Raw genomic sequence first — 17,386 nt, forward strand, 5'->3', positions numbered from 1 at the left:
GCTAATATCAAAACCACGGCAGAATATGACCGAATCAACGATGGTGATGTAATGGATATCGCACGGCTGGACAACCTTCTGCTCGAGCTGACCAACAGTGAGCGAGCCTATCGCGCGGGCGCCCATTACGACTGGAGCGATGCGCTCGGTCAAGGTAATCAAGCAGATGTCGATGGTCGGCATATCCGTAAAATCGGCAACCCAGCGCTCGCCCTACGACAAGAAGGCATGCCCGATGGTCTATCGATTGTTCGCAACTCGCGCTTCAATCCCGTGCCGGAACATGTCCACGATTATGTCGAAATCAGCTATATCTATCGAGGACGAGCGCCGCAGATCGTCAACGGCGCGCCGCTCATGCTCGCTCAAAACGAGGTCCTCCTGCTCGATGTCGCCTGCCCGCATGCCGTAGGCGAGCTCGGCGAGCACGACATTATGCTGAGTGTCATCATCTCGCGGCCAATGCTCAGCCGCAGCCTGGAGCAAAGTCTTTCGCCCACAAGCGCTGTCTCGCGGTTCCTGCTCAACGCCCTCACGGACGAAACGGACCACCGCGGACACGTGCATTTCCATACGGGCGGCAGCCGTCGCGTGCGCCGCTACATGCAGGAGATGCTGTGCGAGCGTCTGGACCCCACGCCAGCGAGCCCCCAGATTGTCTCGAGGCTGTTTGAGCTGCTGTTGGTCGAGCTCATGCAAAGCTACGAGGCCGGTCTTCTGCGGTCGGACGCGCCCGCGCTGCCATCGGCGCAGGTCGCGGCTGCTATGGGCTATATCGAGCGTCACGCCTGCGATTGCGCGCTCGACGACCTCGCCCGCCATCTGCACCTGAGCCCCAACTACGCAAGCGCCCTACTCAAGCGTCAGACAGGCCGCACATTCATGCAGCTCGTGCAGGAGGGCCGCCTGGCGCGCGCAGCGGCACTGCTCGACGCCGGTGCCACGGCAGAGGCGGCTGCGCGCGAGGCGGGCTATGCCAACATGAGCTTCTTCTACAAAAAGTTTGCCGAGCGCTATGGCTGCACGCCGGCTGCCTATCGTCAGCGTTTTCCCAGATAAAACCGACCAAAATAAACCTGTCCCTTTTTGGCAGGTGTCAGGAAGTGTCAGGGGCGGGCAGGCGGCGGGGTGCCGCTGCGAAAAGAAGTATCGGGTTTGGCGCCCCCGCCTCCGCATGTTTCCCGCGTGGGCGATACTCGGATTATCGACCCACGATGCAAAGGAGATGCTCATGGCAAACATCAAGTTCCCCGAGGGTTTCTATTGGGGTGGCGCCACCGCCGCTAACCAGTTTGAGGGCGCTTGGAACGTGGACGGCCGCGGCGCTTCCGTCGACGACCACTTCCTGGGCGGCAGCTACAAGGAGCCGCGTCAGATCACGATCGATATCGACCCCAACCGCTTCTATCCCAACCATGACGGCATCGATTTCTACCATCACTACGAGGAGGACATCGCGCTGTTCGCCGAGATGGGCTTCAACATGTTCCGCATGTCCATCTCCTGGAGCCGCATCTTCCCCAACGGCGACGATGCCGAGCCCAACGAGGCCGGCCTCGCCTTCTACGACCGCGTCTTCGACTGCCTGCGCGCCCACAACATCGAGCCGCTCGTGACGCTTTCGCACTACGAGATGCCCTATCACCTGGTCGAGAAGTACAACGGCTGGGCAAGCCGCGAGCTCATCGGCTTCTTTGAGAAGTATTGCCAGACCGTCTTCGACCGCTACCAGGACAAGGTCAAGTTCTGGCTGACCTTTAACGAGATCAACTGCGGCACCATGGACATGGGCGCCATGATGGAGACCGGCCTGATCCAGGGCTTCGAGGGCCCGGCAAGCGCCATCAAGACCACCGCTCAGCAGCGCTTCCAGGCCCTGCATCACCAGTTTGTCGCCAGCGGCCGCGTCGTGCGCTACGCCCACGAGCACTACCCGCAGTTCAAGATGGGCAACATGGACTGCTTTATCCTCTCCTACGCCGCCACGTGCGATCCGGTCGACGTGTTCGCCACGCAGCAGCAGATGAACTCCATGAACTGGTACTGCTCCGACGTGCAGGTGCGCGGCAAGTATCCGTTCTATGCCAAGCGCTTCTGGGCCGAGAACGACGTCGAGCTCGCAATGGAGGACGGCGACCTGCAGGATATCGCCGACGGCAAGGTCGATTTCTACACCTTTAGCTACTACATGTCCGGCACCGTGGGCACCCACAAGGATCACGAGATGACCGAGGGCAACATGACCTTTGGCGGCAAGAACCCCTATCTGGAGTCCACCGATTGGGGCTGGCAGATCGATCCGCTGGGCCTGCGCATCGCCCTCAACGAGATTTACGCCCGCTACGAGATTCCGCTGATGGTGGTCGAGAACGGCATGGGCGCCTACGACGAGGTCGAGGAGGACGGCTCCATCCACGACCCGTATCGTATCGCCTACTTGCAGAGCCACGTCAAGGCCATGGGCGAGGCCATTGCCGACGGCGTCGACCTGATTGCCTACACCTGGTGGGGCCCCATCGACCTGGTTTCCGCCGGCACCGGCGAGATGCGCAAGCGCTACGGCTTCATTCACGTCGATAAGTACGACGACGGCACCGGCACCTACGAGCGCCGCCGCAAGGACAGCTTCTACGCCTACCAGAAGATCATCAAGTCCAACGGTGCCGAGGGCCTGGATTAATCGACAATATGAGTGCCACCGGGGAAAAGCGTTGGGATGGGCTCGCGATTCGAGTCCCCACCTTAGCATTTGAACCATTTGGCACTATAATCACCATAGGTATGCGCATAACGTTGCGCTTAATCAAGAGGAGAAAACGTATGGGTCTGTTTGACATGTTCAAGAAGAAGGCTGAGCCCGCGGCTGCTGCTGCTCCGGCCTCCATCTCTGCTTCTGCCGGCGCCGACGTGCTGTGCTCGCCTGTCAAGGGCAAGGTCATCAAGATGGCCGACGTGCCCGATCCCGTCTTTGGCGGCGAGGTCCTGGGCAAGGGCTGCGCCGTGTGGCCCGAGGACGACCTGGTCTACGCTCCCTGCGACGGCAAGGTGACCGTCACCATGGGTCACGCCGTGGGCCTGCAGTCCGATAGCGGCATCGAGGTTCTGGTGCACGTCGGTGTCGATACCGTCAACATGAACGGCGACGGCTTCGAGGGCTTCGTCAAGGCCGACGACGTCGTGAAGGCTGGCCAGCCCATACTCAAGATCGACCGCGCCAAGATCGCCGCTGCCGGTTACAAGGACTGCGTCGTCGTGGCTGTGTCCAACACCGCCGAGTTTGCCGATGTCGAGCTCGCCGTTGAGGCTGAGTCCGCCGTCGCCGCCGGCGATGCCATCGTCAAGGTCGTCCGCAAGTAAGCTGTAACGTCCAGAGGATGTTTTAGGGTGGTTGGATTGTCCGGCCACCCTTTTTATTAGACCGGGTGCACGCGTTTATTGTACGTTGGGCAAGTCTACAGACCGTTCGGATACTAAAACGAACCGACCGCGCCTTCGTACTGCCGAGGGTGTTCATAAGTGGATACTATGGGCTTACCTTATTACAACGTGCGCCGTGTCTGGGAAGCGCGGTGCCGCTCATTGGGAGGAACAACATGAAAAAGAAGCTGCTGCTTGCGCCCCTCATGGCCGTTTTGGTTGCATGCGTGGTCGTGCTTTCCGGTTGTGGAGGCCCTTCGATCGAGGAACTCATCACCGAGGATCTTACGACTCAGTTTGACGAGGTCAAGAACGGTGGCGACGAGTTCCTTTCTGGTCTGGAGGAGGCTTCGGGCGACGAGTTCGAGCAGCTGGGTATCGATCCCAAGGAGTATGCCAAGACCTATCTCGAAGGCTTTGACTACGAGATCGGCGACGTGACGGTCGACGAGGACAAGGGTGTCGCGACCGCCGAGGTCTCCATCACCTGCAAGTCCATGAACAAGATTGTCGAGGACTTCTCCACCCAGTATCAGGAGAAGGTTGCCGCGCTTGATACGGTTCCTTCCGATGACGAGCTGTACAAGATGGCAGGTCAGGTTATGGTCGATGTGACCAAGGCCACCGAGCCCAGGAAGACCACGGTTATCTTCAAGTACACCTGCAACGACGACGGCGAGTGGTCTGCCGACGACTCCGTCAACTCCGAGATGATGGATGCAATGCTGAGCTAGGGGAGTTACGCGGTAGTTTGTTACGGCGTTTTACCAAACGCCGTAACTGCTCGACGCTGCAAGCCCGCCAGGGCGGCAATCTGCCTTTCAACTTCGGCGGCATGACCAGAAGGTCAATGCCGCCTCGTTTCAAGGCACCTTGCTCGCTCTGGCGGGTTTTCGCTCATATGACCCAATCCGCTGTCAAGAGCCACAATGGCCCCGCCGACCGCTTGCAATCGGTCGGCGGGGCCTGCCGTTAACCCGTCCCGGTCCGCCCCCGGCATGTCATCGACGCCTTCGGCTCAGTCTCATATCCGCGGATACCGTTCTGTCGGCCCGCACTCCATTCCTTCGGCGGGGTTCCCCAAGTCTGTCGAGGCGCATGCGGAGGGCTCCGCGCGCACAGCGAAATAGGGGGTATCCCCGAAGGCCGCCCGGCTCGCCGGGACGGGGGCCATGTCTATTCCGCGCCCTCCCGGCACATCATGCCGAGGGCCCAGAGCCACCTCACGAGCTCGGCCGCGGTGGCCGCGTTGGCCTTCGCCGCGGGCATGCCGCGGGCGAGCATCTCCTCGCGCCGCCGCAGGAGCCGCTCGGACCCCTTCCTCCCGTGCATCCTTATCTCGAGGGGCACGCCCGTGTCCCTCGGCATGAGCTTCGGCTGGTGCCGTGCCGCGGCGTAGCACCATGAGCCCCCAACGGCCAGCTTCCTCACGAGCGCGTTGCCCGCACCGCTGATGCCTCCGAGCCGCACGGAGTCGCCACTCGACCTCTGACTCGGCGCGAGGCCGAAATAGGCCGTGACCTGCCTTCCGGAACGGAACCTCGCGAAGTCGCCGACCTCGGCCGAGAAGGCCGCGGCCAGCGCGAAGGCGCAGCCCTTGATCGACTGGAGGGCGGCCACCTCCGCGGCGATCGGGCTGGCATCCACGGCGGCCCTGTACTCGGAGAGCAGGTCCGCCCGGGCCTCCGCCGCGGCCTCGACCTCGTTCCTCAGGGCGGCGAGCGTCCGAGCCCCGCCATCGTCCTCCGGCCTGACCTTGTCGAGCCACCTCAGGAAGTCGTAGGTCCAGTACTTCCTCGGGTTGCCGGCGGGCGTGGTGCCGCCGTAGACGAACCCCCGCTTTGCGAGGAAGGCGAGCAGCCGCTGCTTGGCGGTCGCCAGGCGCGCGGTCGCCCCGTCGTAGGCGCCGGCGAGGTCCCTGATGCCTTCGACCTCGGGGGAGGGGACCCATACGGGGGAGATGTCGTGGGCGAGTATCGCCTTTGCCATCCTGGCGGCGTCGTTCCTGTCGTTCTTGGAGGCCGAGTCGGCGGCCGACCTGGGGATCTTCGAGACCGCGGCGACGACGCACTCGACGCCGAGCCCGGCGAGCTCCCTTTGCGGGGCGAAGCCGAGGTAGCCGCTCTCGTAGGCCGCGAGCGACGGCCCGGGGAACCCATCCGTCCACCCGGCGATCTCGCCCCAGGGGTTGCCGGGGAACCTCCTCGTCACGGCCTCGCCGGTGTCCGCGTCGAGGGCGCAGACGGTGGTCGACCTCAGGTGGACGTCCATCCCGAACGCGGTAGAATACTTTGGCATGGGAGCCTCCCAACCTCGTTGCGGCGCGGCTGCGCCTATGGCACTTCAACATCATTGTCGCAGCCCCGACCCGCGGTCACGAGCGGGGGCTCCTATCTTTTCAGTGCCCTCGGATTGGGTCATAGTGTCTGTCGGTGCCAAAACAACGGCGTTTCCTTGGCTGGCTTAGGTGGCACTTGTACCTGTGGCGTTGCCATCGCTGCCGAAGATGGCAGTTGGGGACGTTCCTTTTCTGCCGGCAGTCGGGGACATTCCTTTGGTGCAGGGGGGGGCAGCTAAAAGAGCCCCGTCCCACATTAGCTACCCGTGGGAGGGATGAGCGTTTACTCGCCCAGGATCAGCGCTGCGAGCTCGTCCTGGGTGTCCACCACGTAGTCGGCGCCAGCGGCTTCCAGCTCTGCGCGGCCGCGGAAGCCCCAGCTGACGCCCGCACTCTTAAGGCCAGCGTTGTGACCGGTCAAAACATCGACATTGGAATCGCCTACATAGAGTGTGGTTGCCGGGTCGGCGCCTAGCTCTTTCATCACATGCAGCGTAACAGGTGCCTCGGGCTTGGGAGGAAACGCATCGACGCGGCCCTGCACCAGCGCAAAGCGCTCGGAACCAAAGTACTTCTCGATAAGCGGAGCCGCCGAGACGTGGTCCTTGTTGGTGAGCACGGCAAGCTGCACGCCCGCGGCACGCAGGCGGTCGAGCATCTCGATCGTGCCGGCGTACGGTGCGGTGTGGTCTTCCTTGTGCTCGCCGTAATAAGCCCTAAACTCGGCAAGCGTCTGCTCAAACATACGGCCGTCGCCCGCATACTCGGCGGGCATAAAGCGCTCGACCAGCTTGAGCATGCCGTTTCCCACCTTATAGCGGTATTCGTCAACGGCAAACGTGGGCCAACCGTGCATCTCGCAGGTATGGTTACCGGTGGCTGCCAGGTCCTCGAGCGTGTTGAGGATGGTGCCGTCAAGGTCAAAAATCACATGGGAAAACGCTGCCGCCATGGGTGCTCCTGCCGTTTGGGTAATAAAACGCACTCCATGATACTGGGCCTGCGTATCGGGCGCGTTTGGAATCTGAATATCTTTGCCGGTCTTGAACCGCGCTGCGCCAGCTGCGAGCCTTTGCCGCTAGCAAATCCTTGGCAGCTGTTCTCCCACGAGCATGTCGAGGATACGGGTCGAGCCCCAGCCGGTGCGTACGCGCACGGCGGGTCGAGCGTCCGACCCAAGCGGCAGCACGCGGCCGATAATCGCGGCGTTCTCGCCGTAGCGGGCGGAACGCATGGCGGCTAGAGCCGCATCGGCCTGCTCGGCCGGCACCACGGCGACCATCTTGCCCTCGTTTGCCACCTGCAGCACGTCATAGCCGAGCATCTCGCAAGCCGCCTGCACATCGGGACGCACGGGCACGGCGTCCTCATCGACCTCCATCGCAACGCCGCTGGCCTGCGCAAACTCATTGAGTGTGGATGCAAGGCCGCCGCGCGTGGGGTCGCGGAAACAGCGCGTGCCGGGGGCTGCGGCCAGAACGTCGGCTATCAGGTGGTTGAGCGGCGCGGCATCGCTTTCGATGGTGCTCGAAAACGCCAGGCCCTCGCGTTGGCTCATGATGGCGATGCCGTGGTCGCCGAGTGTACCCGACACCAGGATGATATCGCCAGGCTGGCAGTTGGCGCCGCTGAGCGCCACGCCCTCGGGCACCTCGCCCACGCCGGCGGTATTGATGTAGACGCCGTCGGCCCCGCCGCGCTCGACCACCTTGGTGTCGCCGGTGATGATCGCCACGCCCGCCTCGCGCGCCGTCTCGGCCATGGTCTGCACGATCTGACGCAGCTTGTCCATGGGGTAGCCCTCTTCGAGGATAAAACCGCACGATAGATAGCGCACATTGGCGCCCGAGGTCGCGACGTCGTTGACGGTTCCGCACACGGCGAGGCGGCCGATGTTGCCACCGGGGAAGAACTGCGGCGAGACCACAAAGCTGTCGGTCGACATGGCGATGCGCCCGCTCGCGGGCAGCGCGGCGACGCCGGCGTCGTTGCCCTCGAGCAGCTCGGGCGAGCCAAAGGCATCCAAAAAGACTTCGTCGATGATGCGCTTCATCATCTGCCCGCCGGAGCCGTGGCCCAACAGGACGGTGCTATCGGTGGCAGTACGGGACATATCGAAAACTCCAATCGAGGACGGAATTATATGGGTGAGGTGTAGCGTCGACCGGCCCGCCGTTCGTTAGAGCGGCGGAACCCATTAGCCTCGGTAGCGGAAATATGCTGCACAGCTGCCCTCGGAACTCACCATGCAGGGGCCGACGGGATGCTCGGGTGTACAAGCGTGGCCGAACAGAGGGCAGTCGCTCGGCGTAATGGCCCCGCGCAGCACGTCGCCGCAGCGGCACCCACGCGGCTCGACCGTCGTCTCAACGGGCACGTCAAAGCGAGTGCGGGCATCAAAGCGCGAGAACTCGGGGCGGATGGAAAGGCCCGAGTTGGTAATCGGCCCCAGCCCGCGCCACGTGGTGTCGCATGGCTCAAACACCTGCTTGACCAGCTGGCGCGCCACGGGGTTGCCGTCTGCGTTGACGCCACGGCGGTAGGCGTTGTCGATCGCCGGCCTTTTCTCGACAACCATCTGGACCAGCATGCAGATACCTTGCAGGATATCGACCGGCTCAAACCCGGTGACCACACCCGGGGTATTGAACTCGTCGACCAAAAAGCTAAAGGGCGCCAGGCCCGTGATGGTGGCGACGTGGCCCGGCAGGATAAAGCCGTCGATAGTGGTCTCGGGATCGTTGGCGATGGCGCGCAGCACCGGCGGCGTGGTCTTATGGGCACAGTAGACCGAGAAGTTCTGCAGCCCGCGCGCGTCTGCCTCCAGGATGGCGGCGGCGATGGCAGGCGTCGTGGTCTCAAAGCCGACGCCCATAAAGATGACCGGGCGATCGGGGTTGTGTTCGGCGATATCGAGTGCATCGAGCGGGGAGTACACAATGCGAATATCGCGCCCCGCCGCCTTTTGCGCGGCGAGCGAGGTAGACGACCCGGGCACGCGCATCATGTCGCCAAAGGTGGTGATGATGGCGCCGTACATCTTGGCGAGCGCGATTGCATGGTCGATATCGCGGTTGGCGGTAACACAGACGGGGCAACCCGGACCGCTCAGCAGTTTGAGCCCGGCAGGCATAATGGAGCGAAAGCCATAGCGACCGATGCTCACGGTGTGCGTGCCGCAGACTTCCATAAGGTTGATGGCGCGATCGCCGACGAGTTCACGGATGCGCTCGATGAGCTCGCGAGCCAGCTTGGGATCGCGGAATGCCGAAAAGTCGATACCGGAGCGAGCCGGCTGTCCGGCCGCCACTAGTATGCCTCCGCCGGGTTGGTGGCGAGCTGGTCCTCTTCGGCCAGCTCGGTCATGGTATTGACGAGTTCGAGTGTCTCTTGGGCTTCCTGCTCGTCGACAATCTGAATGCCAAAGCCGGCGTGCACGAGAATATAGTCGCCTACCTGTGCCGTCGGCACGAGGCGCAGCGAAACGGGGCGCTCGATGCCCATCATGTCGACGGTCGCCTTAAGGTCGTCGTCGCGTTTGACCACTTTACCGGGAACGGCAAGGCACATAATGTTCCCCTTTTATACGTTTTGCGCTGGATAGGCGCCTAATTACCCATCAGTTGATGGTAGCGCTCGCGGGAGTCACGAGCAAACGCGTTACACCTGTGAGACGGCGGCGCGCAGGCTGGCAAAACAGCCTATCGCGATGCTGTCTGCGCGAGGCGAGCGCGAGCGATGGTGGCCTGACCGTAGGCGATGCAGCCGTCGTTGACGGGCACGGCGTGGGGGACCAAGACGGCAAGACCGGCGTCTTTGAGTTCGTGGGTAAGGAGCTGAAGCAAAAGCCGGTTCATGAACACACCGCCCGAGAGCGCGACGGTATCGAGGCCTTCGCGCGCGCAGATTTCGCGTGCGATTCGTGCCGAAGAGCGTGCGATGGCGATGTGAAACTCGAGGGCGAGCCTATCGGCCGGCGCGCCTGCCTCGATTCCATTCATAAGAGCTTCGATGAGTGGTTGGGGGTCCAAGATGGGGGAGTCATCGGCAGACGTGAATACGCCTGTATGATTGCCGCCGAGACGAACGGTCTTACCGCCGAGCGCGCGCCAGGCGGCGGCTTCAAGCTCGATGGCGGGTTCGCCCTCGTAGGTTGCCTGGCCGCAAATGCCCAGGATCGCGGCTGAGGCATCAAACAAGCGACCCATGCTGCTGGTACGCGGGCTGTTGATGCCGCGCTCGATCATGGTGGCCGTCACGCTGCGCGTTTGCTCGTCGAGGCTGTCCAAAAGCCGAGCGGCGCCTGGGTGCTCGAGCAGGCCGAGCTCACTGAGCAGGGCAAAGGCGTTGCGGCGGGCGTCGCGCACGGAGGCCGCCCCGCCGGGGAGCGCCCAGGTGCGCAAATGCGCGGCGCGCTCAAAGCCGCCAAGGCCGGCAACAAGAAACTCGCCGCCCCAAATGGTCCCATCGGTACCGGCGCCGGTGCCGTCAAAGGCGATGCCAAGGACGCGCTCGTCGGTTGTAAGCTGGCCCGCGGCGATAGCCTCGGCCATTACGCTCGCGATATGCGCATGATGGTGCTGCACCTCGACGAGCGGCAGATTGCATTTTCGCGCCTGCTCGCGCGCCCACTGGCTCGATAGATAGCTGGGATGTACATCGCAGGCTAAGGCGGCGGGCGCCAAGTCAAAGAGATCTTCCAAGCGCGTGCGCGCGGCGTTCCAGGCATCGAAGGTCCCGCCGTTTTCAACATCGCCGATATGCTGCGACACAAAACAGGTTGCCTCGCCGTTCGCCCCCTCACGTGTGAGCGCAATCGTGGCCTTTTGTTGTGGCCCACAGGCGAGCACGCAGGACGGAGTGCCGTCGAGCGCCGGCAACGGCAGCGGCTGGGGTGCATATCCGCGAGCGCGCCGCACGGGCATAACGGCGCCGTCGACCACGCGTACCACAGAGTCGTCGTAGCGCGACAGAATTGCGCGGTCGTTGCCGAGCAACGCGTCGGCGATGCCGGCGGCAACGAGGTGTTCCCAGGCAAGGTCGTCGTCGGTCTCGATGGGTTCTTCGCTCAGGTTTCCGCTGGTCATGACGAGCGCGTGCATACCGCAGGCTTCTGCCGCGGCAAGCAACAGATGCTGAAGCGGGGTGTAGGGGAGCATAACACCGAGCTCGGGAAGGTCGTGCGCGACGGACGGCGCGAGCGCGAGGGCGTCGGGGGAATCGCCGCTCTCGCAAACAGCACGTCGGCGCAGCAGCACAATGGGGCGAATGCTGCCGGCCAGCAAGCCGCGCTCAACGTCGCTGATATGGCACAGGCGTTCAACGTCGGCAAGGCTGCGCACCATAACGGCAAGTGGCTTGTTGCTGCGGCGTTTACGGCGGCGAAGCTCGGCTACCGCCTGCTCGTTGGAGGCGTCACAGGATAGATGGAATCCGCCCAGGCCCTTGATGGCGACGATGCCACCAACGGCCAGCAGCTCAACGCAGCGGTCGATAATGGCGTCGCTGGTCTCGCGCGTGGTGCCGACGGCCAGCGGCGCGGCGGCTTCGCCCGGCTCATCGCCCACGCTCGCTTCGCGCCACATGATATGCGGCCCGCAATCAAAGCAGGCATCGGGCTGCGCGTGAAAGCGACGGTCGAGCGGATTGGCATACTCCGCGGCACACTCAGGGCACATGGGAAAACGGTCCATCGAGGTAGCCGCTCGGTCATAAGGCAGCGATCGGATGATGGTAAAGCGTGGGCCGCAGTTAGTGCAGTTGATAAAGGGGTAGTGATAGCGTCGGTCGGCGGGATCGAACAGCTCGCGCAGGCAATCGTCGCAGGTGGCGATATCGGGCGAGACGAGCGTCGTGTGCGCGGTCTGGTCCTGCGATGCTACGATGCGAAAACCCTCTTCATTGGCGGCATCCCAACCGTTGGCTGCCAGGTCCACAACCTCGACATGCTCTACGCGGGCTGCCGCAGGCGCATGCTCAGAAAGCGCGGCAACAAAAGCATCGAGCGCACCGGCCAGAGCATGCGCTTCGATATGCACGCCGTCGCCCGCGTTGAGCACCCATCCGCAAATGCCATGCGCCATGGCCTCGCGATACACAAACGGCCGCATGCCAACGCCCTGCACAATGCCCGTTACATGAATATGCACATGCCGCATGCGACACCCCTCATCAAAACCGACCAAATAGGGACAGGTGCGCTACAGCCCCAGGCTCTGCTTGGTGGCGGCGCACGTGAGCTCGCCGTGCTTAACGCCGCGCAGGCCCAGCAGACGGTCGGCTAGTTCGTAGACGCGCTCGCCGCGACCCTTGAGCGCCAGAATCTCCAAGCAGTTGTGGTGATCCAGATGCACGTGCATGGTCGATACGATCTCGTCGGTGTAGTCGTGCTGCACTTCGTCCAGACGGCGCGTCAGGTCGCCGGTATGGTGGTCGTAGATCATGGTGAGCGACCCGATAACATGCTCGTCGGGCGTGCGCATCTGCTCCTTGGCGATCGAGGCGCGAATCAGGTCGCGCACGGCCTCGGAGCGGTTGGCCACGTCGCCGCGGCGCGCGATCTGTTCGTCAAAACGACGCAGCAGGTCGTCCGGTGCGGTAACCGAAAAACGGACCAGCTCGGAGCCGGAGCCACTACAGTGGCAGCCCGCGTCACCGTCCGCCCCGTGCGGATGCTCGTGCTCGTATCCGCAGCCGTGCTCGTGTTCGGCCACGTTACACCAGCTTCACGGAGCCGACGGAGTTGTGGTCGGCCTCGATGGCTTCCTCGTAGCCCTCGAGTGCGTCGTGGGCCTCGTGCAGCGCGGCCATGGCTGCCTCGAGCTTGGCGCCGATGCGCTCCATGTCAAAATTCTCGGTCGCATGCAGCAGCTGATGGCTCCACTCGTGAGCGAGCTCGATGGTGTCGTCGACCTGCTTGACGCTCATGGCAAGCTGGCTCATGTTCATTCCAACGTCATGCATGGGAAATCTCCTTTTGTATGGGGCAGTTCAGTGGTTCAGATTTTACTACGCCCACTCTGTGCGCAGCTGCATAAGAAAACGGGTGCGAGTCTGTGCGACTCGCACCCGTTCACTGGGGGCTGTTTGTAACTACCATACTATCCGTGGTCGCACGCGCCGCACCCGGCAGTCCGGCGAGCGGTGCAAAACCGCTCATGGACGGCGGGTAAGTAACAAGCGTATTACAGATGCTTCTCCAGCAGCGCCTGCAGCCTCGCCTTGGGCAGAGCGCCAACCGAGCGGTCAATCTCTTCGCCGTTCTTAAACACAATCAGCGTGGGGATGCTCATGACGCCATACTTCATGGCCAGGTCCTGGTTGTCATCGACGTTGCATTTGGCAACGGCAAGCTTGCCCGCCAGCTCATCGGCAACCTCGTCAACGATGGGCGAGAGCGATCGGCAGGGCCCGCACCACGGTGCCCAAAAATCGACCAGCACGGGCAGGCTGCCGTTAACGATGGAATCGAAGTTCTCGGGGGTAATCCGCTTAATGTCAGCCATGGTGACCTCCATAATGTGACGCGGCTCAGCCGCGTAAAACTCAGTACGACCGTGCTTATACCCAGCCGCCCGCAAAGCAACCACTCGCAGGCGGCTCTTTTATATAATGGTGGGCACGCAAACGATTGGAGAGCGCATGTCCACGTCACAAAGCCAGAAAAAAGAAGCCATCGCCCAGGCGGCCGAGCAGGAGCTCACATCGCTTGCGGTCCGTGGCGTGCGCATCGTGGGCAACGCGTGCTCGCCGATCGTGCTGGTCAAAGGCGATTTGGACGAGGCCGAGCGTTCGGGTGGCGAGCTTGCCGCCGGCCCGGATGGCGCGGCGTTGCGCAAGGCGCTTGGGGCCATCGGCTACGCGCCCGAGGATTTTTGCGTGCTGGCAAGCGTCGCCGGCGTGGGTGACGGAGCGGTCGCGGTGGGCGAGACTCTGCCGTGCGAGCTGTTCCGCGAGGCGCTCGAGGCCTTGGACCCCGAGGCGGTGCTACTGCTCGACAACAACGCGGCCGATGCCATGCGCGAGACCTACGCCGATATGCTCGTGGCGATCGATGACTTCGACACCGCCATGCTCAAGCCCGGCCTGGTCGCCCATGTGCAGGGCCGCCGCGTGCTCGCGCTCGACGGCTTTGAGGCGGCACTCACCGACAAGGCCGCTAAGCAGCGCATGTGGGCCTATATCAAGCAGCTGACTCCGGCGACCGCTCCGCTGTAGCGGATTGGCGCCGGCGAGCGATTGCCTGGCGGGCAAGGCACGCCTCGAGATCGGCGCCGCACTTCTACATCACAGCGCGCAGCTCAAACCGATCGCCGTTAATGCGGAACTGGCAGTTACCATTCATGCGTTCGACGGCAAGCTTAATGCTCTTGGTTCCAAAGCCGTGTCCGGTGTGCCCGGCTACGGGCATGCCGTCGACCATGCGCGGCGCGCGGTCAAACGTGTTGGAAACTAACAGCAGCAGCTGGCCGTCCTCTAATCGCAGGTCAAAGTCGACGAATCGCTTTCCTTGGGGTGCGGCGCTTGCAGCGGTGATAGCGTTTTCCAAGGCATTTGAGAGCACGCTAAACAGGTCGGCGTCACCTACGTGGATGGTTTCGGGTACGGCGGCGCGCAGGTTGGCGGTAATGCCGTTTCTATTGATATCCGAGTTAAATGACGAAAGCGCGATGTTTACGGTCTCGTTGGCGCAGAAGCGGCGTACGGCGGTGCGATCGCCGGCTTCGCAGAGTTCATCGATGCGTTTGAGCGCCTCGTCGGTGTGGTCCTCCTCAATTAAAGCGGCCAGGCCGCGTAGGAAGTGGCGCATATCGTGGCGAAGAATCGACAGCTCGCGCCCAGATTGACGCCAAGCCTCGAGCTCTTTGATGGCGGCGCTGTCGCGGGTTTCGAGCATCCAGCGCTCTCGCTCGGCGGTTTCCTTTTCTTCGTATTCGCGCAGGTAAACGGCAAGAAACATAAGATAGAAGGCACAGAGCGCAAATGCCAAAAACTCAACCGTTACCACCGAGCCCGAGTGGAACAGCGTGGTGTAGACGTTGGTGGCATAGTCAAAGACGTAATAGACGAGCGGCAGGATTAAAAGGATGCCCAGCTCGGTGGTGCTTTTAATCGCCAAGCGTGGACCGATGTCGCCGGCCCAATGCAACAGGACGGCAAAGACGGCGAGTGTGGTCGCGATGCGCGCCAGATAGTACGCGATCTGAGAATCGGTTGCGGCAAATGCGGCGATGCCCATCCAATTGCTGAACTGGCAGCTCAGATAGGCACTCGTAATGCCGAGCACGGCAAGCAGCGGGCTCAGGCGGTAGCGCGCGCACAAATAGATGACGAGCGGCAGATGCACGACGAGTGGATATACCTGGCGGGCAAAAAGCTCGCCGCCGACGGCATTGGCGATCGAGAAGGCGGCACCGGTCACGACGCCGACCCCCAGCAGCTCAAGCGCATGACGCCGGTTGATCTCGACACCGCACAGCGCCGCCGAGGCAAAGACGCCAAAGAGCAGCGTCGTGGCGTGGTGGATTGCCCAAAGGACCATTTCGACCGAGGAGACCATCAGTGTCTCCCGCCCCCAAAGCGCACCGCAAAGTAGGCGTCTTGGAATCCCTGCTTGCAGCTGCGCGAAAGCGGGATGCACGCGCCCGAGCGCATGACGATGTCCGTGCGGTCAAAGTGATCGATATTGCGCAGGTTGACCTGGTAGCTGCGGTGGCATTTAAAGAAGACCGCGTTTTGCTCCAAGCGGTCCTCGACGCTGCGGAACGACTCGAGTGCCTCGATATCGCGTCCGTCGCGCAGGTGGAAGACCACGTGCTTGTTGCGCGCCTCGGCATATTCGATGTCGGACAGGCGCAGGGCGTGGTAGCCAAAGGAAGTTTTGATCACGAGCTCGTCGGTTGCCGCCGGGCGCATGCTCGAAAGCTCGTCGAGTAATCGCGCCAGGCGTTCGTAAGTCACGGGCTTGAGCAGATAGTCGAAGGCGCGGACCTCGTAGGATTCCAGCGCGAACTCGGGCGACGAGGTGAGGAACACCAGGCGCACGGCGGTGTCGGCCTGGCGCAGTTCGCGTGCGGTGTCCATGCCGTTGACGAGCGGCATGATCATATCGAGCAAGATGATGTCGGCGCGCGATGCGGCATGGCGGGCCAGCAGGTCCTCGCCGCGCGTGACGAGCGCAACATCGACCGCCGTGCCCGTCTCGGTCGACCAACGGTCGATCATCCGGTGCAGTCTATCTAGAAAAGCGACATCATCGTCGCAGGCAATAATCTTGAGCATTCGGCCCCCTTAAGTAGTTCGATTTTGCCACATCGGGCACGCGCCGCTTGCGGGGGTGCGGACCGTTTGCGCCTCACGGCGTGCAGCTCGCGCCAAGCGGTGTTGCGGTGGCGAAAGATGCCTCCTGCGCTATCGAAAGCCCGGCTATCCTCAGCTTGCCAGTTCGAAAATGGACCTGCCACATGATTGAATCTTTATTTCAACTTTACACCTAGGTTTACAGCTGTCTTGTCAGCTGTAAACCTAGGTGTCATACTAAAGCCCCAAGATTCGCCAAAAGAGAGGGGCCTTGATGGCACAGAGCGCGAACATGGATGCATCGGAGCTCGCACGCGATATTGCGGCCGGCCTGGCATCGGCAACGACGGCAACGGAGCGCGCGGCACTGGTGCCCGCAGAGCTCGTCGAGGCCATTCAGCAACTAAAAACCCAACGTGACGCGGTGATCCTGGCGCACTATTACGTGGCGCCCGAGGTGCAGGCCGTGGCCGACTACGTCGGTGACAGCTTCTACCTGGCAAAGCTCGCCAAGAGCCTGCCGCAGCAGACCATCGTGCTATGCGGCGTGGAGTTTATGGGCGAGAGCGCCAAGCTGCTCAATCCCACCAAGACCGTGCTACTGCCCGAGCCGGGCGCGGATTGCCCCATGGCGCACATGGTCAAGCGCGAGACGGTCGACGCCGCGCGCGCCGAGTATGGCGATGACTTGGCCGTGGTGTGCTACGTCAACTCGACGGTCGAGATCAAGAGCTGGAGTGACGTATGCGTTACCAGCTCTAACGCCGTCAAGATCGTCTCCGAGCTGCCGCAGCAGCACATCTTGTTCATTCCCGACCAAAACCTGGGCCGCTTTGTGGCCGAGCAGGTGCCCCAAAAGCACGTCATCCTCAACAACGGCTACTGCCCGCGTCATCACATCATCACCGTCGAGCAGATCGTCGACGCGCAGGAGGCGCACCCCGACGCGCTCGTGCTGGCGCACCCCGAGTGCAAGGCCGACGTCCTGGCCGAGGCCGACTACATCGGCTCCACCGCCGGCATCATCAAGTACGCCGAGGAGTCGGACGCGAGCGAGTTCATCATCGTGACGGTCCGCGGCGTGCTCTACGAACTCGAGCGCCGCTGCCAGGGCACCGGCAAGAAGTTCTACTTCCCTGCGGTTCAGCCCACCTGCGTCAACATGGATCTCATCACGCTCGAAAAGCTCGTGCACTGCCTGGAGACGGGCGAGGGCGAGGTGCAGATTGGCGTGTCGGACGAGGCCGCCGATCAGGCCAAGCTCACGCTCGACCGCATGCTCGAGTACGCGGCACGCTAAGCCAATGTGACATGAGGGACCATCCCTTATGC

The 17,386-nt window shown here is 62.7% G+C and carries 17 protein-coding genes; 6 read left to right on the forward strand and 11 right to left on the reverse strand.

Annotation, left to right across the window (positions count from 1 at the left end; translation table 11 throughout):
* The first annotated feature begins 51 nt into the window (after nucleotides 1-51).
* The 4 genes from OIL88_02330 (at nucleotide 52) to OIL88_02345 (ending at nucleotide 4,151) form a co-directional block, all read left to right on the forward strand.
* A complete protein-coding gene (locus OIL88_02330; GenBank protein ID HJI71212.1) occupies nucleotides 52-1,059 on the forward strand; it encodes a helix-turn-helix domain-containing protein in 1,008 nt (335 codons plus the stop codon).
* Nucleotides 1,060-1,231: 172 nt separating this feature from the next.
* Nucleotides 1,232-2,680: a glycoside hydrolase family 1 protein gene (locus OIL88_02335; protein ID HJI71213.1), complete on the forward strand. Its 1,449-nt coding sequence runs from the start codon at nucleotides 1,232-1,234 to the stop codon at nucleotides 2,678-2,680.
* Between the two features lie 140 nt (nucleotides 2,681-2,820).
* Nucleotides 2,821-3,357: a PTS glucose transporter subunit IIA gene (locus OIL88_02340; protein HJI71214.1), complete on the forward strand. Its 537-nt coding sequence runs from the start codon at nucleotides 2,821-2,823 to the stop codon at nucleotides 3,355-3,357.
* 236 nt (nucleotides 3,358-3,593) lie between these two features.
* A complete protein-coding gene (locus OIL88_02345; GenBank protein ID HJI71215.1) occupies nucleotides 3,594-4,151 on the forward strand; it encodes a hypothetical protein in 558 nt (185 codons plus the stop codon).
* Between the two features lie 442 nt (nucleotides 4,152-4,593).
* Here OIL88_02345 and OIL88_02350 read toward each other — a convergent pair whose 3' ends face one another.
* From OIL88_02350 to trxA, 9 genes are all read right to left on the reverse strand, one after another.
* Nucleotides 4,594-5,715 (reverse strand): IS110 family transposase, encoded by a 1,122-nt coding sequence (locus OIL88_02350; GenBank protein ID HJI71216.1) that lies wholly within the window; start codon nucleotides 5,713-5,715, stop codon nucleotides 4,594-4,596.
* A 323-nt stretch (nucleotides 5,716-6,038) separates the two neighbouring features.
* Nucleotides 6,039-6,707, reverse strand: a complete 669-nt coding sequence (locus tag OIL88_02355) for an HAD-IA family hydrolase (protein HJI71217.1) — start codon at nucleotides 6,705-6,707, stop codon at nucleotides 6,039-6,041.
* A gap of 126 nt (nucleotides 6,708-6,833) precedes the next feature.
* Nucleotides 6,834-7,868, reverse strand: coding sequence for a hydrogenase expression/formation protein HypE (gene hypE / locus OIL88_02360; protein ID HJI71218.1), 1,035 nt, complete (start codon nucleotides 7,866-7,868; stop codon nucleotides 6,834-6,836).
* A gap of 84 nt (nucleotides 7,869-7,952) precedes the next feature.
* A complete protein-coding gene (hypD, locus tag OIL88_02365) occupies nucleotides 7,953-9,065 on the reverse strand; it encodes a hydrogenase formation protein HypD (protein ID HJI71219.1) in 1,113 nt (370 codons plus the stop codon).
* A complete protein-coding gene (locus tag OIL88_02370; GenBank protein ID HJI71220.1) occupies nucleotides 9,065-9,325 on the reverse strand; it encodes a HypC/HybG/HupF family hydrogenase formation chaperone in 261 nt (86 codons plus the stop codon). The genes hypD and OIL88_02370 overlap by 1 nt, the downstream gene beginning before the upstream one ends.
* Before the next feature lie 131 nt (nucleotides 9,326-9,456).
* Entirely contained in the window at nucleotides 9,457-11,913 is a 2,457-nt protein-coding gene (gene hypF / locus OIL88_02375; protein ID HJI71221.1) for a carbamoyltransferase HypF, read from the reverse strand.
* A gap of 42 nt (nucleotides 11,914-11,955) precedes the next feature.
* Complete coding sequence (gene nikR, locus OIL88_02380) at nucleotides 11,956-12,468, reverse strand: nickel-responsive transcriptional regulator NikR (GenBank protein HJI71222.1); 513 nt, start codon at nucleotides 12,466-12,468, stop codon at nucleotides 11,956-11,958.
* Between the two features lies 1 nt (nucleotide 12,469).
* Complete coding sequence (locus OIL88_02385; GenBank protein HJI71223.1) at nucleotides 12,470-12,718, reverse strand: hypothetical protein; 249 nt, start codon at nucleotides 12,716-12,718, stop codon at nucleotides 12,470-12,472.
* 221 nt (nucleotides 12,719-12,939) lie between these two features.
* The gene (gene trxA, locus OIL88_02390) at nucleotides 12,940-13,260 is read right to left on the reverse strand and encodes a thioredoxin (protein ID HJI71224.1); all 321 of its coding nucleotides are present in this window, start codon (nucleotides 13,258-13,260) and stop codon (nucleotides 12,940-12,942) included.
* Between the two features lie 136 nt (nucleotides 13,261-13,396).
* Here trxA and OIL88_02395 point away from each other — a divergent pair, with 136 nt between their 5' ends.
* Nucleotides 13,397-13,972 carry a hypothetical protein gene (locus OIL88_02395; GenBank protein HJI71225.1) on the forward strand — a complete coding sequence of 192 codons (576 nt, stop codon included), beginning with the start codon at nucleotides 13,397-13,399 and terminating at the stop codon, nucleotides 13,970-13,972.
* A 64-nt stretch (nucleotides 13,973-14,036) separates the two neighbouring features.
* Here OIL88_02395 and OIL88_02400 read toward each other — a convergent pair whose 3' ends face one another.
* Nucleotides 14,037-15,314, reverse strand: coding sequence for a GHKL domain-containing protein (locus OIL88_02400; GenBank protein HJI71226.1), 1,278 nt, complete (start codon nucleotides 15,312-15,314; stop codon nucleotides 14,037-14,039).
* On the reverse strand, nucleotides 15,314-16,036 hold the full coding sequence (locus OIL88_02405) for a LytTR family DNA-binding domain-containing protein (protein HJI71227.1): 723 nt from the start codon (nucleotides 16,034-16,036) through the stop codon (nucleotides 15,314-15,316). Before OIL88_02405 ends, OIL88_02400 begins: the two co-directional genes overlap by 1 nt.
* A gap of 292 nt (nucleotides 16,037-16,328) precedes the next feature.
* Between OIL88_02405 and nadA the strand changes: the two genes are divergently transcribed.
* The gene (gene nadA / locus OIL88_02410; protein HJI71228.1) at nucleotides 16,329-17,354 is read left to right on the forward strand and encodes a quinolinate synthase NadA; all 1,026 of its coding nucleotides are present in this window, start codon (nucleotides 16,329-16,331) and stop codon (nucleotides 17,352-17,354) included.
* The last annotated feature ends 32 nt before the right edge of the window (nucleotides 17,355-17,386 follow it).

Source organism: Coriobacteriaceae bacterium (assembly GCA_025992855.1).
GTDB lineage: Bacteria > Actinomycetota > Coriobacteriia > Coriobacteriales > Coriobacteriaceae > Collinsella.

Bases quoted from the DNA above. Each gene is read 5' to 3' on its own strand.
- OIL88_02330 (HJI71212.1), top strand. From the start codon at position 52: ATGGATATCGCACGGCTGGACAACCTTCTGCTCGAGCTGACCAACAGT.
- OIL88_02335 (HJI71213.1), top strand. From the start codon at position 1,232: ATGGCAAACATCAAGTTCCCCGAGGGTTTCTATTGGGGTGGCGCCACC.
- OIL88_02340 (HJI71214.1), top strand. From the start codon at position 2,821: ATGGGTCTGTTTGACATGTTCAAGAAGAAGGCTGAGCCCGCGGCTGCT.
- OIL88_02345 (HJI71215.1), top strand. From the start codon at position 3,594: ATGAAAAAGAAGCTGCTGCTTGCGCCCCTCATGGCCGTTTTGGTTGCA.
- OIL88_02350 (HJI71216.1), bottom strand. From the start codon at position 5,715: ATGCCAAAGTATTCTACCGCGTTCGGGATGGACGTCCACCTGAGGTCG.
- OIL88_02355 (HJI71217.1), bottom strand. From the start codon at position 6,707: ATGGCGGCAGCGTTTTCCCATGTGATTTTTGACCTTGACGGCACCATC.
- hypE (HJI71218.1), bottom strand. From the start codon at position 7,868: ATGTCCCGTACTGCCACCGATAGCACCGTCCTGTTGGGCCACGGCTCC.
- OIL88_02370 (HJI71220.1), bottom strand. From the start codon at position 9,325: ATGTGCCTTGCCGTTCCCGGTAAAGTGGTCAAACGCGACGACGACCTT.
- hypF (HJI71221.1), bottom strand. From the start codon at position 11,913: ATGCGGCATGTGCATATTCATGTAACGGGCATTGTGCAGGGCGTTGGC.
- OIL88_02385 (HJI71223.1), bottom strand. From the start codon at position 12,718: ATGCATGACGTTGGAATGAACATGAGCCAGCTTGCCATGAGCGTCAAG.
- trxA (HJI71224.1), bottom strand. From the start codon at position 13,260: ATGGCTGACATTAAGCGGATTACCCCCGAGAACTTCGATTCCATCGTT.
- OIL88_02395 (HJI71225.1), top strand. From the start codon at position 13,397: ATGTCCACGTCACAAAGCCAGAAAAAAGAAGCCATCGCCCAGGCGGCC.
- OIL88_02400 (HJI71226.1), bottom strand. From the start codon at position 15,314: ATGGTCTCCTCGGTCGAAATGGTCCTTTGGGCAATCCACCACGCCACG.
- OIL88_02405 (HJI71227.1), bottom strand. From the start codon at position 16,036: ATGCTCAAGATTATTGCCTGCGACGATGATGTCGCTTTTCTAGATAGA.
- nadA (HJI71228.1), top strand. From the start codon at position 16,329: ATGGCACAGAGCGCGAACATGGATGCATCGGAGCTCGCACGCGATATT.